Here is a 13,533-nt window from a genome sequence, read left to right as displayed (position 1 = left end):
CCGCTACTTGCCCGCCCGGCTTTTATCCCGCGTGGCCTTGAATTCTGAGCCCGCTTTCCACTGGGGGAAGGTCGTTTCGCTGGCCAGCTGCTGGCCAATGCGGAACAGCAGGCGGGCATCCTGTTCCGCGCCGCGCAGGTTCCATTGGGGGTCGTACTCGTCAGCGGGTTGATGGTAGCGCTTGGCCTCAAAGTCTTTACGCCGCTCTTCAATGAACGCTTTGCCACGCAGGCGGCTGTCAAATTCGCCTTTGGCATATAGAGCCGGTACGCCAATTTTAGCAAAGCTGAAATGGTCGGAGCGGTAAAAGCTGCCGGTTTCGGGGTGCTGGTCGGGCAGCACGTAGCGGTTCTGCTCCTTAGCGGCGGCGCGGGCGTAGTCGTCCAGGTCCGACTGCCCATAGCCCGTGATGGTCAAATCACGCATTGGCCCGAAGCCCAGCAGCCCGTCCATGTTGATGTTGGCCACCGTGCTGGCCGGCGCATACAGCGGGTGCGCGGCGTAGTAGGCCGAGCCCAGCAGGCCCTGCTCTTCGCCGGTCACGGCCAGAAACACGATGCTGCGAGCGGGTTTCTGTTTGGCTTGCGCAAAGCCGTTGGCAATGGTGAGCAGGCCGGCGCAGCCGCTGGCATTATCTAGTGCGCCGTTATAAATCGAGTCGCCGGCTATGGGCTTGCCAATGCCCAGGTGGTCCCAGTGCGCGGTATAAATGATGTATTCCTGGGGACGGGTGGTGCCGGGCAGCACGGCCACCACGTTTTTCGAGGCCTTGAGCGTGATTTTATTGTGCAGCGTGGTGCTCAGGTTCAGGCCAAAGGCTTTGCCACGAAAGCCGGGCTTGTTGGCGGCGGTGTAAGCTTCCTCGTAGTTCTGGCCGGCGGCCGTGAACAGGCGCTTGGCCGCATCCAGCGTTATCCAGCCTTCCACGGCGAGCTTGCTGGCCCCGTGGTCGGGCGTTTGGGGGTGCAGCTTGGCCCCGCCGTTGCTGCTTTGCACTACCGTCCAGGGGTAGGAGGCGGGCTTGGTGTCGTGAATGATGAGCAGGCCCGTGGCTCCGTGGCGCATGGCCTCCTCGTACTTGTAGCCCCAGCGGCCGTAGTACGTCATGGCCTTGCCCTTGAACAAGGTGGTGTCGTTGCCGGCGTTGCCGGGGTCGTTTATGAGCACCACCACGGTTTTGCCTTTCACATCAAGGCCCGCGTAGTCGTCCCACTTATACTCGGGGGCCACCACGCCGTAGCCGGCAAATACCAGCGGCGAATTCTTGATTTCGACCGTGGGCTGCTCCCGCTCCGTGAGAAACATGTAGTCGTCGCGGTACTTCAGCGTCAGGCTCTTGCCATTGCCGGCCACAGTGGCCGTGGGGTCGGGCGTGCCGGTTATTTCCACCAGCGGCACGGCCTGGAAGTAGCTGCCATCGGGGCCGGGCTGCAGGCCCAGTTTTTTAAATTCGGTGGCCAGGTAGGCGGTGGCTTTTTCCTCGCCCGCCGTGAATGGCCGGCGGCCCTGAAAATCGTCTGAAGCCAGGACTTTGATGTGCTGGCCGATGAGCGAGGCGGTAATGCCATCGGCCGGGGCGGGCACGCTGGCCGTATCGGTGGGAGCGGTTTCGGTGCGGCGGTCAGCCGTAGCGGTTTCCGACGACGAATTTTGGCTCTGGCAACCCGCCAGCAGCAGGCCCGCCGCGGCCGGCACCAGCCACCCGCGCAACGTGAATAAACGCATCCGTATAAGCAATTGGGCCCGGCCGGGGCCAGGGCCGTCTACAGCTGGGCAAAATACTCAGCCGTAATCCGCGCCTCTTCATCGGTGCAGATGCCCCGAATGTAGTACAGGAAAATGCTGCGTAACACTTCGGCCATATTGAACCGGGCGGGCGGGAAAACCGACGGGTTGAGCAGCACGTTGAGTTATTTCATCAACACCTTGGCTGGCAGATGGATAATGGTGTCGGCGCGGAACAGTCGATTGTGGATTTCACCGTTGAGCAGCTGTTGTAGCTGCGAGGCCGGGTCGTTGGTCAGGGTTTTCATCACTTCATCCCAAGTCTTGGGAAAGCCGGTTTGCACGTTGACGCAAAACTGGCGCGGCACCACCGACAGGCGGCGTTGCGTTCGATGCGCCCTGCAGGGAAGCGCCTGCCAGCGTAGCGGCAGACATAGGCAGGAAAGAAGAGCGGGTTTCGGGTACCAAACCGGGCGGACGGTGTGGCGAAGCGCTGCACGGGTAACGCTACTTCAACGCACCAAGCAGGAAAAAAAACAGTAATTGCGCCAGGTACACCAGCGGCACCAGCGGGTTTTTCTTGGTGAATGAGGCCCGGTTGAACAGCATCTGCATCACGCAGGCCAGGATAAACCAGTCACGAAAGTTCTGAGCCGGAATAATGTTGTTTGACCAATGCCAGAAATCGAATCTGCTGGCCACCGGCTCCATGCACATATCCAGGCCCACCATGAGCAAGGCCGCCAGAATGGTGCGGGGCAGCTCGCCCAGGGGCAAGTGGCGGGCCAGGATGCCGCACACGTACGTCAGCACCAGCCAGTTGAGGCCAATCATCGGCGGTACGCCCACAAAGGGCGGCATATCCAGCAGCTTAAAGCCCAGCGTATCGCCGTAGTAATAATGCCCGAAAAACAGGCTGGTGCTCACCCCAATCACCTCGGCCACAAACCCCAGCAGCGCCACCGTGAAGCAAAACCCCCAAAACGCGGCCCCGCGGTCTTTTTGAAACGCCAGCAGCAGCAGCGCCGTGAGCCCCAGCGTGAGGGGCGTAAAGCGTAGGTAAAACTCAGGGTTTTTCGAAAAAGCCAACCCCACAAAACCCGTGATGTGGAACAGCAGCACCACGCCTTGGGCCACGCGCAGCCGGGTATTGGTCACGGCCGGGAGCGGCTCGATGTAGTCAACCATATTGTTAAAGCATGAGGAACGTGGAATGAGGAGCGAGGAATTGCCGTGGGTCGGTTCCTCATTCTTTATTCCTCATTGATAAGCGAAGAAACGATTTTGGCTGATAGTAGGCACAGCGGAATACCGCCGCCTGGATGCACCGAGCCGCCGCAAAAGTACAGCCCATCCAGCCGCCCCGAAAAATTGGGGTGCCGCAAAAACGCCGCCAGCGCGTTGTTCGAGGAGCTGCCGTAGAGCGCCCCTCCGAACGACGAGGTATCGGCGGCAATACCAGGCGGCGTCCACACCTTTTCGGCGGCAATCAGTGGCTCGATTTCGGCGCCCAGCGCCTGGCTCAGCTTGGCCAGCACCACGCGGCGGGTGTGCGCCGTGAGAGCGGCCCAGTCCTGGCCCTGGTCGTGGGGCACGTTCACCATCACAAACCAGTTTTCGTGGCCGGCCGGGGCATCAGCGGGCGTTTTCTTGGAGGTCACGTTCACGTACACCGTCACGTCGTCGGCCACGGTCTTGTCCTGAAAGATAGCCTGAAACTCGCGCTGGTAATCGCCCGAAAAGAAGATGTTGTGCAAATCGAGCGCGGGAAACTCACGGGCAATGCCCCAGTAAAAAATCAGGGCCGAGGATGAGCGGGGCTGGCTGAGCGTGCGCTCGGGCGCGGGCTGCTGCGGCAGCAGGCGCCGATAGGTGGGCACCACGTCCATGTTGCTCACCACCTGGCCAAAGGCATACGCATCGAGCGCCGTGCGCAGGCCCGTTACGCGGCCCTCGGCCACGGTGATTTCCTCCACCGGCTCGTTGTAGCGGAACTTCACCCCAAACTCCTCCGCCAGCCGGTGCAGGCTGGCGGCAATGGCATAGATGCCGCCTTCCGGATAAAATGCCCCAATGCCGTGCTCCAGGTGCGGAATCATGCTCAGCGTGGCCGGGGCCTGGTAGGGGTCCGAGCCGTTGTAGGTGGCGTAGCGGTCGAACAGCTGCACCAGGCGCGGGTCGGCAAAGGCTCGGGCGTGGCGCTGGTGCATGGTGCCCAGCAGCCCGAGCTGGGGCAGCGCGGCCACGGCTTTCAGCGTTTCGGGGCTGAGGTAGGTGCCAGCCTTGTGCAGCGACTTGTGCAGAAACGTGCCCGCCGTGGCATCGTAGGCCCGGCCGCTGCGGCTCAGAAACTGCGTGACTGCCGCCGCGGGCGTGTCCAGCTTTTCCTCTACTTCGGCCGCAAACTTCGCCGCGTCGGCCCAGGCCGTGAGCCGGGTACCATCGGCGAAGAAGTATTGGGTAATAGGGTCGAGGCGCTCGTAGCGGAAGTAGTCGGCCGGCTCGCGGCCCGCCAGCCGGAAAATATCGTCCACTAATTGCGGTAGTGTAAACAGCGACGGCCCGGCATCGAAGCGGTAGCCGCCGGGCAGCGCAAACTGGTGCATTTTGCCCCCAAACGTGGCCGCGGCCTCAAATACCGTCACGGCGTGGCCCGCCACGGCCAGCCGCGCCGCCGTGGCAATGCCCGCGATGCCCGCGCCGATGACGGCCACGGGCTGTTTGGGAACAATGGGTGCAGGGTGTTTGCTTTTCGCTTGCTTCACAGAGAATGAGAAAGTTTAGGCAGCAACAGCCTCAGTCCAGGTGGGGTTCGGGTTAAAAATGAAATGAACGTCAGCATGACGTTCATTCTGTAGAGAATAATTACTCTACCGCCAGCACCAGCCCTTTCAGGTAGGCCCCTTCGGGGTGAAACAGGCTCACCGGGTGGTCAGCGGGCTGCGTGAGGCGGTGCAGGATGCGCGCCGGACGGCCCGCCTCAATGGCCGCGGCCAGCACCGCGCCTTCAAATAATTCGGGGCTAACTACCTGCGAACAGCTGAACGTGAAGAGCAACCCGCCGGGCGCAAGATGGGCAATACCAGCTGCGTTGAGGCGCTTGTAGCCCATCAGAGCGGCGTGGCGCGCTCCCATGTGCTTGGCATAAGCGGGCGGGTCGAGCACCAGCAGGTCGTACTGAGCCGAGTGGTTTTTTAGGAAACCCAGCACGTCGTCGGGATAGGCGGCGTGGCGGTCGGCGTGGTTCGACAGCTCGGCGTTGCGCTCGGTGAGGGCAATGGCTTTCTTGCTCGAATCGACGGAGTGCACCAGCTCGGCACCGGCTTCCAGAGCGTACACCGAAAAGCCGCCGGTGTAGCAGAAGGTGTTGAGCACCTTGCGGCCGGGCGAATAGCGGGCTAGCAGGGCGCGGTTGTCGCGCTGGTCGATGAAAAAGCCGGTTTTCTGACCCGTTTCCCAATCCACGGCAAACTGATGGCCGTTTTCGGTTACCAGGTGCTCGGTGCCGGTGCTGGCGCCGAAGAGGTAGCCGTTCTGGGCATCGGGCACGGCGTTGCCGGGCACGGTTTCGGCGCTCTTGTCGTAAATGGCCCGCAGCTTGTTGCCGAACACTACTTGCAGGGCCGCTGCAATGTCGGGGCGGGCCCGGTACATGCCCACGCTGTGGGCCTGCACCACGGCCACATCGCCGTACACGTCGATAATCAGGCCGGGCAGGCCGTCGCCCTCGGCGTGAATGAGGCGAAAAACGTCGGTATCGGCCGCGCCGGTCAGGCGCAGGCGCTGGCGCAGCTGGTAGGCATTGCCCAGCTTGGCCTGCCAGAATTCCGGCGTGGGTAGAGTAGCATTTTCGCCAAAGTCCAGCATGCGCACGGCAATGGAGCCACCGCCCGAAAAATGCCCCACGCCCAGCAATTCGCCGTCAATGGTTTCGACTCGCACGGGGTCACCTTCGAAGGCCTCGCCCTTCACCCGGGCAATGGCTCCGGAGAATACCCACGGGTGGCGGCGGCGTAAGGAATGGTCTTTTCCGTTTTTGAGGACGATGGTGGCGGGGTTCAGCATAGCCCACAAAGGTACGGCAGCGCGTGTGCGAACTTTGCGCCAGGCTTTCATTCGCTCCTTACCCAGATAATTTCATGCCCACCAGCTTATCCATCCTCGATTACCAGCCGGCCCACCAGCCCGCTTTTCGCGCCCTCAACCACGAATGGATTTCGTGCTATTTTACCCTGGAGCCCATCGACAATGAAATGCTTGACGACCCCCAAGGTTATATCCTGAACCCCGGCGGCCATATTTTCATGGCTAGCTACGATGGAGATTTGGTGGGAACCTGCGCCCTCATCAACGAGCACGGCGGTTTGTACGAGTTGGCAAAAATGGCCGTTTCGCCGCGGGCGCAGGGCCTGGGCATAGGCTGGGCGTTGGGAACAGCCGTACTGGATAAGGCTCGGGAACTGGGTGCCAGCCGGGTGGAGCTACTCTCCAATTCCCGTTTGACCCCGGCGCTCAGGCTGTACGAGAAGCTGGGGTTTCGGCATGTGCCGGTGCCGCCCACGCCCTACCAGCGTACCGATGTGAAAATGGTGCTTGACCTTTAATTTATTTCAACTTACTGAACCAACGCCGGTAAATGGGTTTGCGCCAGGCAAACTGGGCCCACATGGCCGGGTAGAGCAGCCGGTCAAGCAGCCGCGACGCGGTGCGGTATTCCAAGGCATCAACAATCACGCTGCCCCCGTCGGGGCCGGGCTCGATGAGGTGCCGGTGCCGCCAATAGCGCAGGGGCGGTGGCAGGCGCTGGCCTTCGTCCACAAAAAAATGGGTGCCATCGGGCAGCACGCCAGCATCCACAATCAACGAGGTCCAGCTTAAGCGCGTCACCAGCGTATCCAGCTCAATGTCGACGTGGTCGCCGGGGCGGCAGCCATCGAAGCGCAGCACCCGCAGCCGGGGAAACGGTGGAGCCAGGGCCTCGAACAGGTCCCGCGTGAAGCCGGCCATAACCTGGGCCGGCGGCTGGGCCACGGCAGTGCGAAGGGTAACGTGCATAGCCGTGCTAACGCTCCGCCGCCGTTATTGTTCGGGCCCGGCTGCGCTTACTTCCAATCGGGCAGGAACCCGTTGCTGAACAGTTTGGCCCGGTTGCGGCCGTCGAGGTCTGCTGCCCAAATTTCCGGCGGGCTCAGGTTATCGTTGGTGCGGTTCACAAAAATCATTCGGAAGCCATCGGGTGAGTAGCGGGGCATGATGTCGTTGGTGCCCGTGGCTTTGCTGCCAGGGTTTCCCGAACCGGTGCCGGCCGTGATGTCAACTGTGGAAGAGCCATCAATGCGCTGGGCGAAAATATGCGAGTCGAGCTGCCGCCCGTTGGCATCGTTGAAGCCTGCTACATCGCGCGTGTACAGCACGGTGCGCCCATCAATACTGAAGCTGGGCGAATCGACCCGCCCCGGCAGATTACCCACCAGCAGCACTGGGTTGGTGCCGTCCACGTTATACAGGTAGAGTTCTGAATCATAGGGGTTAACGCCAATAGTTTGCACCATCAGGCGGCCGCCTTGCTGGGTAGTCCAGTCGCACTCGCGAAAGTGCCGGCCTGAAGGGGCGGTGGCAAGAAGCGTGAGCCCCGTCCCGTCGCGGTTGATGCGGAGTAGCTGGTCGTAGTGCGTATAAATCAGCTGGGCCCCATCCGGCGACCAGCGGTAGCCGATGCCCGCATTGTTGTAGCTCTCCGCCGACAGGGTGGTGATGCGGCGCTGGTTCGAGCCGTCGCGGTTCATAATGTAGAGCTGAAACTGCCCGTTGGCATTGGAGGAGTACGCCACCAAATCGCGGTTGGGGCTGAGTTGCGGAGCCGTCTCTACCGTCATAGCTGAGGTCAGGCGCACCAGGTTGGCTCCGGTTTCGTTCGAAGAATAAATGTCGGTGTTGCCGCCCACGGTGCGGGCGTAGAGGTAGCGGTTATCGGGCAGGGCCCGGGTTTGGAAGCTCCAGACCGTGCCGCGCGCAATGGCCCCAGCCGGGTTGCGAACTGTGACTTGCCAGTAGTAGGTGGTGTTGTAGAGCAGGCCGGTGGCCAGTACCGTGCTGTCTTTAGAATTGGTGAGCAGGTTGCGCTGATTGATGTTGTTGCCTTCGTACAGCACGACATCGTAGCGAAGCGAGTCGTTCTTGGCGGCATTGGCGGGGTGCCAGCTCAGCGTTATTTCAGTGGCCTGGTTGGTGCTGCCCGGGACTGGGTCGGGCCGGGTGGGGGCACCGGGCGGCGTGGCCGCTGCCGGTTTTTCCAGTTGGATTGATATGGGCGTGTTTTGGCCTTCGTTCACCGTCAGCGTTGCCGTTACCGGGTTATAATCGGTTTTGCGCGCTGTCACGCCAACTTGGCCGGTGGGTACCTGGTCTATCTTGAAGCGGCCCAGCGCATCCGTCACGTACGAGCCGGTAGCTGGATTGGTGCTGATGGATACGTTGGCTAGGGGTCGGTTGGTGCGGGCATCAAGCACGGTACCCTCAATGGCCCCGTACCGAATGGGCTCTACTGATTCTTCCTGGCAGGCACTTAAACTAAACGCTAGCGTAGCGAACAAGGCGAATAATAAGCGTAGTCTCATAATAGGAGCAGCAAAAGGGAAGGGAATTGGCGTTAAATGTAGAGAAAAATCAGAGAGAAACAATGTAATGTTAGAATGTTGATATTGGCCGGGTGCGGACAATAAAAAAGACTCACACGCAAGGTCTGAGTCTTCAGCAGAAAAGCTTGGCATGGCAGCGAAGTAGCGGGTCACTGGGCCAGATACACTAAAAGTGAGTAGAATCTTGCGACACTACCTGACCAGCGGCATCAAACACAAGTAAGTACGTTGTGCCAGCATTGTTAGGCCCCGTTGTCAGGTGCACACGCGAAAGCACGGCAACTTGGTTAGCAGTTAGTGCAAATTCCCCGCCTTGACTGTTTTGTGAGTAGCCACTGCGGCTGTGGCGTTTCGTCAGCAGCTGGTAGCGGTAGCGCGCCGGTGCGGCTATCAAGCTACGGCAATACCCGGTTATTGTCAGGCTTGCCTGTTGCTGAGCTACTTCTAGCTGTGCCTGGCAAGGCGCAGGGCCAAACGCCCCGCTGGGCTGTACCACTAAATAGGCAAGCACCAGCGGGGCGCATTTCATAGCTCAGAAAGAGAGTAGTAAGAAATAGAGAACTGGTGAAGGGGCGCTGAAACAAGCCGTACTTACCACTAAGGAGTTGCGCGGCCTTGCTCGATGGTCATGCGAATGCCGTTGCCACGCATTTCCACATTGTAGCCTTTTTGTAGCAAAGTGGCGTTGCCCTCTACTTGGTTCAGAACATTGTTGTTGCCGTACTGGCGAATGGAATACTCGCGGTCAGTCGCGGTCAGGCTGCTCATCACCCGGTTGCTGTTGCCGTTTTGCACGAGGTTAACGGGCGTGTTGGACACGTTCAGGTCCACGTCGTACACGTTGTTGTTGCCAAACTGCTTCACGACAATGGGGTTGTTGTTGCCAACTAGGTCCAGCTCAAGTAGGTTGCGCCGGCCGCTCTGGGTTATGTCCGTTTTGTTGTTGCTGCCCAGAATGGCAAGCCGGGAGGCATTATCATCGCCTACCTGCTTAATAAACGCCTCGTTGCTGTTGCCGATTTGGCTGAGCAACGAGACGTTGTCGGCGCTGCCAACCAGCTGTGCCAAGCGCTGTGGCTGCAACGTTGCCGCCTGGAGGTCGGAGGCGCGGCCTTGGCTGGCAGAAGATTCCGAAACCAGCTGGGCCCACGTTGTGGTCGGAACCAGTACGCAACCGAGCAGGCTCACCAGCAGTATCATGAGGTGTTTCATGAGAGAAAGGCTTATGCGGTGAAAAAGAAAGGAGCTGCGAGGGGCTCCGCACGTTGCCGTCGGCAATGCACGGAGCCCGCTGAACAGCTACGGCGGGCCGCTTAGCAGCAGCCCGCCCAATGCCTTGAACTAGTCGTGGTCCTGACGAACCATGGCGCGGTTGTTCTGGCCGTTCTGGAACACCTGGCTCCACTGGGCGTCCGAACCGTTGCTGCCAGCCTGGAAGCCGTTACCTTGGCGGGTGTCCGCAAAGTTGCCGTTGGATGCGCTGCCGGGGTTCAGGCCGCCGCCGATGCTGCTGGAAATGCTGCTTACCTGCTCCTGTTGGGCAAAGTTGCCGTTGCTGTCCTGGTCTACGTAGCCGTAGTTCTCGGAACCGGTCTGGCACTGCACTGAGTAGTTGGAGTTGCGGGCACCACCGGCACCCATTCCGCCTTGCTCAACAATGGCGACGTTGCGGTTCCCGGCTTGGGCCTGGTCAGCGTAGTTGTCTTTTCCGCTCTGCACCATGTAGGCAGCGTTTTCGCCAATGGTGCCGGTCCCGTTGGACTGGCGCTGGTAGCCGTCGTTGCCGAAGAGGGTAGCCTGGTCGGGATTTACCTGAATCATGTTGGCCGATTGGTTATTACCCGTCTGGTCTACGCGGGCAAAGTTGTCGGCACCGAGCTGCGATACGTACGAATCGTGGTCAATCCGACCTTCGGTGCGGGCGGTGGGAGCCAGTTGCAGGTTTACAGGGGGGATGTTGCGGAGCGTGAAGCCGTTGCTCTGGGCAGCGGGCTTGGCGTTGGCAACGCCGCTGCTGACGCGCACCTGAGCCGAAGCAGTGCCTACTGTGAAGGTGGCCGCAGCCAGCAGAAGAAAGGCGGTGTTAAGCGTTTTCATAGAAAAGTAGGTTGGGAAAATGTTGGGATGTGAAAATGGTGAAGGTGTGTGGCTGCTCTCTCCGGAAGAACGAATCAAAGATATAATAGTGTTTTTTAAACAACAAACCTTTTTTCAAAAATAATTACAAAAATAATTACGATAATACTAAATATGTCAAATTTGGGTCGTTTAAGTACATTTTTAATAAAAATAATTACTATTATAATTTGTATAATGATATTGTAACAAAGAACAACTCTCTGCTCAATGGCTTTTGGTAGCTGCTGCCACTCGCGTTTAGCAGTTTAGCGGACAACGGAGGTTCCGCGCTGCCGGCCGATGTACAGGGTCGCTTCCAACCGCCCGGTCCAGTAGAAGTCGTTGTAGCGGCCGCGGTTCACGAAGTCGAGGTTGTCGCTGAAAAAGTAGCGGTTGGTCACGCTCGCGCTCAGGCCCAAGTGGCTGGTGAGGAGGTACTCCGCCCCGACCCCGCTGGTTAGGTGGGCGAAAGTGTTGTTGGTGTCGCCAAGCCGAAACGGTTCGCGGGTGGAGGCCCCGCCGGCCAGCAGCACAAAGGGCGTGAACCGGTCGCGGGGATAGAGGCGAAACAGCGTGCCCAGCTCGGCATAGGTAAAGGCTTGGTCGAAGGAGCTGCCCCGCAAGCCCGCGGCCAGTCGGCCCCGGCCCGCGGTCAGGAACACCGACGTGCGCTCCCACGGCTGGTACCGCACCGTGAAGTCGGTGGCTAGGCGGGTTTGGGGCGAGCCGAAATCGCCGGCGTAGCGCTGCCCGGCCACGGCCGCGCCAAAGCCGACGTTGCTGCGGCGGGGCTTTTGCGCGCGGCCCAGCACGTCAATGTCGAGGTTGTCCGTTCGCTCGCGGAGGTAGGCCTGTCGGCCGGGGCCGTTGACGTCGGCCGAGTCGCGTGGGGACCACAGGTTGTCCTCAAACCCCTCGTAGATGAGGGCCTGCACCGATTTTTCGATGGCATCCTTCACTGCCATCTCGCTGGGCTCATTATACGTGAAGCCGGTTTCTGTTTCGAGAAGGCGCTTGAAGTTGACGAACCGAAACAGGTTGGCATCCACCTGCTGAGACAAAATGGTTTTGGACGTGTATACCGTCTTAAAAATCTTGCCGGAGTTCGTACTTATGGCTCGCAGATACACTGTCACCCGGTCTTGGCGATACTGGCCCGAAGCTCCTGCACCAAAGTAGCGCAGGCCCGCGCCGCCGGTGAGAATGTTGGAATCGTAGGAGATAATGCCTCCTTCCAGAATGATGCCCGCAAACAGCAGGGGAGCCAGCGGTGGTTGCTTCCGGCCGGTCAGGGCTGCGTATTCGTCGCGCGTTGAGCGGATAATCTTGCGCTCATTAAGCAGATTGCCCAGGTTCTCGCGCTCAATTGGCTCAAACCACTGCGACTGTTCCAAGGCCCGGATGAGCATGGTCGTAGCGCCTTGGGTAACAGCCGTCGAAAAACTGGAGCCGTTGGCTTGCGGCTTATACTGGCCGGTCTGGTCCCGGAATTTGTATACGGCTACTACCGTCTTGCTGCGGGCGCGGGGCAAGTTCTGCCAGCGCGTGTCTCCATCTGTTTCCGCACCCAGGCGGGCGGGCTGCGTAGACAGTAGGTGTTGGTGCAGGTAGGGCGAACAGGCACTGAGCCAAAAGGGCAGCACAGCGGCTACCAACCGGTAAAATCGGGTTGCAGTCATGGAAATCAGAAAAAAGGGGGTAGCGCCCAGGGGCGAGCCGGGCAGGTGCCAATTGTACCCGCCGCTCAGGCGGCATTGGCTTTACAGGCCTTTGGGAATGGTGACCGTGGTCTGGTTGCCGGTACTCACATCAATCACCACTATTTCTACGCCGTTGGCACCTTGCGTCACATTCACCTGATAGCCGCCCACGGTGTAAGAGCCCGGCTTGATAGCTCCCGTGCCAAACTGCGAGGCGATGAGACGGCTGGTGAGCTGCGACAATACCTGCTGGTTCACGTTGGACGCAAATTGAGCCAGCGGGTCTGGCTGTCCCGCTGCGGTCTTGCTGGGGTCCTCAATCGTGTTTTGGGCCGTAGCCGACGCTTGCAGCCAGGCGTAGTTGAAGGGGTTGCCGCCACCAAAAGCCGGGTTTTTGGGTTCGTATGTAAAGTCCTGCGCATGGCCGGGGCGCGCCCAAAAGCCAAGTAGAACCAGCAAGGCGAGCGTAGATAGTGTTTTCATGCAGAAAAAAGTTGAGGAAAAAGCGTGTGGAGTGGGAATTCTAGGCAGAGCAGGGGAGGTACTAGAATACCTCGGGGGGCATTTTGCGACCCGATTCCAGCTGGCGACTAATGCTTTGAGCTTGCAGCAGAAAGTCAACCGCTGCGCCCACGGCCGCCCTCGCCGACTCTTCCATCATATCGGCTCGGGGTATCAGGGGCATTTCGAACAACTCCGTGTCGTTCACTATTAGTGCCACTACAGCATTGTTGGCGCGGGCCTGCCGTTCCACCACCACAATAGTAAAGTCTTCCAGACCGCCCGGAGCCTCAAAGGAGCCGTAAAACAAATCGTAGAAATCCCGCCCCAACTTGCTGATGGTCTGGTCCATCACCAGCCCCTGCGACTCCGAGCCCGTACGGCGGGAGGCGCGGCCGGCTGAGTCGGCCCGCAGCAGCAGCCGCAGGGCTTCTTCCAACTGTTTGGGTGCAAGGGGCTTTGGTGAGTCCGGGCCAGTGGCGGCTGGCTTGGCCGACTGGGCAGGCGGTTGTTGCGCACGAGTTGGGCTGGCAAGTGCCAGTAGTAGTCCAACACTGATAATCCAGCTTAGCGGGGATTGTATTGCGCTTTTCCAGCCCGATAGTAAGCGGAACTCACAGAAAAAGCGCAGGGTGCCCCAACCGCTAAGCATGGCGAAAAGCTCTTGTTATTAATAAGCTTTAAAAAAGATTAATATGGGCAAACGTAGTGCTTATTTTAATTAAATGCAAAAATAGTTAAATATTGTGCAATGGCCATTGGGCGGCTCAAGGTAAAATGCCCGGCTCTACATGAACTGTGTTAAAAATTAAGGGGTGAGGGTGAGTTTTGAGCTAAAATCAGCTTGATAG

General features: G+C 59.6%; 14 protein-coding genes. 1 reads left to right on the top strand and 13 read right to left on the bottom strand.

The annotated features are described in order from the left end of the window. Positions 1 to 3: 3 nt before the first annotated feature. The 5 genes from IEW17_RS17565 to IEW17_RS17545 all read right to left on the bottom strand — a co-directional run bounded on the left by IEW17_RS17565 (position 4) and on the right by IEW17_RS17545 (position 5,787). Complete coding sequence (locus IEW17_RS17565; protein WP_188563365.1) at positions 4 to 1,725, bottom strand: M28 family metallopeptidase; 1,722 nt, start codon at positions 1,723 to 1,725, stop codon at positions 4 to 6. A gap of 185 nt (positions 1,726 to 1,910) precedes the next feature. Next, positions 1,911 to 2,069 carry a hypothetical protein gene (locus IEW17_RS17560; protein WP_188563364.1) on the bottom strand — a complete coding sequence of 53 codons (159 nt, stop codon included), beginning with the start codon at positions 2,067 to 2,069 and terminating at the stop codon, positions 1,911 to 1,913. Positions 2,070 to 2,232: 163 nt separating this feature from the next. After that, positions 2,233 to 2,913, bottom strand: coding sequence for a carotenoid biosynthesis protein (locus tag IEW17_RS17555; protein ID WP_188563363.1), 681 nt, complete (start codon positions 2,911 to 2,913; stop codon positions 2,233 to 2,235). A gap of 65 nt (positions 2,914 to 2,978) precedes the next feature. Continuing rightward, positions 2,979 to 4,490, bottom strand: coding sequence for a 1-hydroxycarotenoid 3,4-desaturase CrtD (crtD, locus tag IEW17_RS17550; RefSeq protein ID WP_229749098.1), 1,512 nt, complete (start codon positions 4,488 to 4,490; stop codon positions 2,979 to 2,981). A 100-nt stretch (positions 4,491 to 4,590) separates the two neighbouring features. Then, a complete protein-coding gene (locus IEW17_RS17545) occupies positions 4,591 to 5,787 on the bottom strand; it encodes a class I SAM-dependent rRNA methyltransferase (RefSeq protein ID WP_373286173.1) in 1,197 nt (398 codons plus the stop codon). A gap of 77 nt (positions 5,788 to 5,864) precedes the next feature. On the opposite strand from IEW17_RS17545, the gene IEW17_RS17540 reads away from it, so the two are divergent. Then, complete coding sequence (locus IEW17_RS17540) at positions 5,865 to 6,329, top strand: GNAT family N-acetyltransferase (protein WP_188563361.1); 465 nt, start codon at positions 5,865 to 5,867, stop codon at positions 6,327 to 6,329. Position 6,330: 1 nt separating this feature from the next. On the opposite strand, the gene IEW17_RS17535 is transcribed toward IEW17_RS17540, so the two are convergent. From IEW17_RS17535 to IEW17_RS17505, 8 genes are all read right to left on the bottom strand, one after another. Beyond that, positions 6,331 to 6,780 (bottom strand): SRPBCC family protein, encoded by a 450-nt coding sequence (locus IEW17_RS17535; protein WP_188563360.1) that lies wholly within the window; start codon positions 6,778 to 6,780, stop codon positions 6,331 to 6,333. 47 nt (positions 6,781 to 6,827) lie between these two features. Further along, positions 6,828 to 8,342: a carboxypeptidase regulatory-like domain-containing protein gene (locus IEW17_RS17530; protein ID WP_188563359.1), complete on the bottom strand. Its 1,515-nt coding sequence runs from the start codon at positions 8,340 to 8,342 to the stop codon at positions 6,828 to 6,830. A gap of 187 nt (positions 8,343 to 8,529) precedes the next feature. After that, on the bottom strand, positions 8,530 to 8,892 hold the full coding sequence (gene csgH, locus IEW17_RS21530; protein WP_373286172.1) for a curli-like amyloid fiber formation chaperone CsgH: 363 nt from the start codon (positions 8,890 to 8,892) through the stop codon (positions 8,530 to 8,532). A gap of 68 nt (positions 8,893 to 8,960) precedes the next feature. Continuing rightward, the gene (locus tag IEW17_RS17525; protein WP_188563358.1) at positions 8,961 to 9,575 is read right to left on the bottom strand and encodes a hypothetical protein; all 615 of its coding nucleotides are present in this window, start codon (positions 9,573 to 9,575) and stop codon (positions 8,961 to 8,963) included. A gap of 129 nt (positions 9,576 to 9,704) precedes the next feature. Continuing rightward, positions 9,705 to 10,460, bottom strand: coding sequence for a hypothetical protein (locus IEW17_RS17520; RefSeq protein WP_188563357.1), 756 nt, complete (start codon positions 10,458 to 10,460; stop codon positions 9,705 to 9,707). Positions 10,461 to 10,747: 287 nt separating this feature from the next. After that, positions 10,748 to 12,160, bottom strand: coding sequence for a CsgG/HfaB family protein (locus IEW17_RS17515; protein ID WP_229749097.1), 1,413 nt, complete (start codon positions 12,158 to 12,160; stop codon positions 10,748 to 10,750). Between the two features lie 81 nt (positions 12,161 to 12,241). Further along, entirely contained in the window at positions 12,242 to 12,664 is a 423-nt protein-coding gene (locus IEW17_RS17510) for a curli production assembly/transport component CsgF (RefSeq protein WP_188563356.1), read from the bottom strand. 61 nt (positions 12,665 to 12,725) lie between these two features. Then, positions 12,726 to 13,121 (bottom strand): CsgE family curli-type amyloid fiber assembly protein, encoded by a 396-nt coding sequence (locus IEW17_RS17505; RefSeq protein WP_188563355.1) that lies wholly within the window; start codon positions 13,119 to 13,121, stop codon positions 12,726 to 12,728. Between the last annotated feature and the right edge of the window lie 412 nt (positions 13,122 to 13,533).

It is taken from the genome of Hymenobacter frigidus, from assembly GCF_014640435.1.
Lineage (GTDB): Bacteria > Bacteroidota > Bacteroidia > Cytophagales > Hymenobacteraceae > Hymenobacter > Hymenobacter frigidus.
This window is presented reverse-complemented; position numbering and strand designations above follow the sequence as displayed.

Bases quoted from the DNA above. Each gene is read 5' to 3' on its own strand.
- IEW17_RS17515 (WP_229749097.1), bottom strand. From the start codon at position 12,160: ATGACTGCAACCCGATTTTACCGGTTGGTAGCCGCTGTGCTGCCCTTT.
- IEW17_RS17510 (WP_188563356.1), bottom strand. From the start codon at position 12,664: ATGAAAACACTATCTACGCTCGCCTTGCTGGTTCTACTTGGCTTTTGG.
- IEW17_RS17555 (WP_188563363.1), bottom strand. From the start codon at position 2,913: ATGGTTGACTACATCGAGCCGCTCCCGGCCGTGACCAATACCCGGCTG.
- IEW17_RS17530 (WP_188563359.1), bottom strand. From the start codon at position 8,342: ATGAGACTACGCTTATTATTCGCCTTGTTCGCTACGCTAGCGTTTAGT.
- IEW17_RS17565 (WP_188563365.1), bottom strand. From the start codon at position 1,725: ATGCGTTTATTCACGTTGCGCGGGTGGCTGGTGCCGGCCGCGGCGGGC.
- csgH (WP_373286172.1), bottom strand. From the start codon at position 8,892: ATGAAATGCGCCCCGCTGGTGCTTGCCTATTTAGTGGTACAGCCCAGC.
- IEW17_RS17535 (WP_188563360.1), bottom strand. From the start codon at position 6,780: ATGCACGTTACCCTTCGCACTGCCGTGGCCCAGCCGCCGGCCCAGGTT.
- IEW17_RS17520 (WP_188563357.1), bottom strand. From the start codon at position 10,460: ATGAAAACGCTTAACACCGCCTTTCTTCTGCTGGCTGCGGCCACCTTC.
- IEW17_RS17540 (WP_188563361.1), top strand. From the start codon at position 5,865: ATGCCCACCAGCTTATCCATCCTCGATTACCAGCCGGCCCACCAGCCC.
- IEW17_RS17525 (WP_188563358.1), bottom strand. From the start codon at position 9,575: ATGAAACACCTCATGATACTGCTGGTGAGCCTGCTCGGTTGCGTACTG.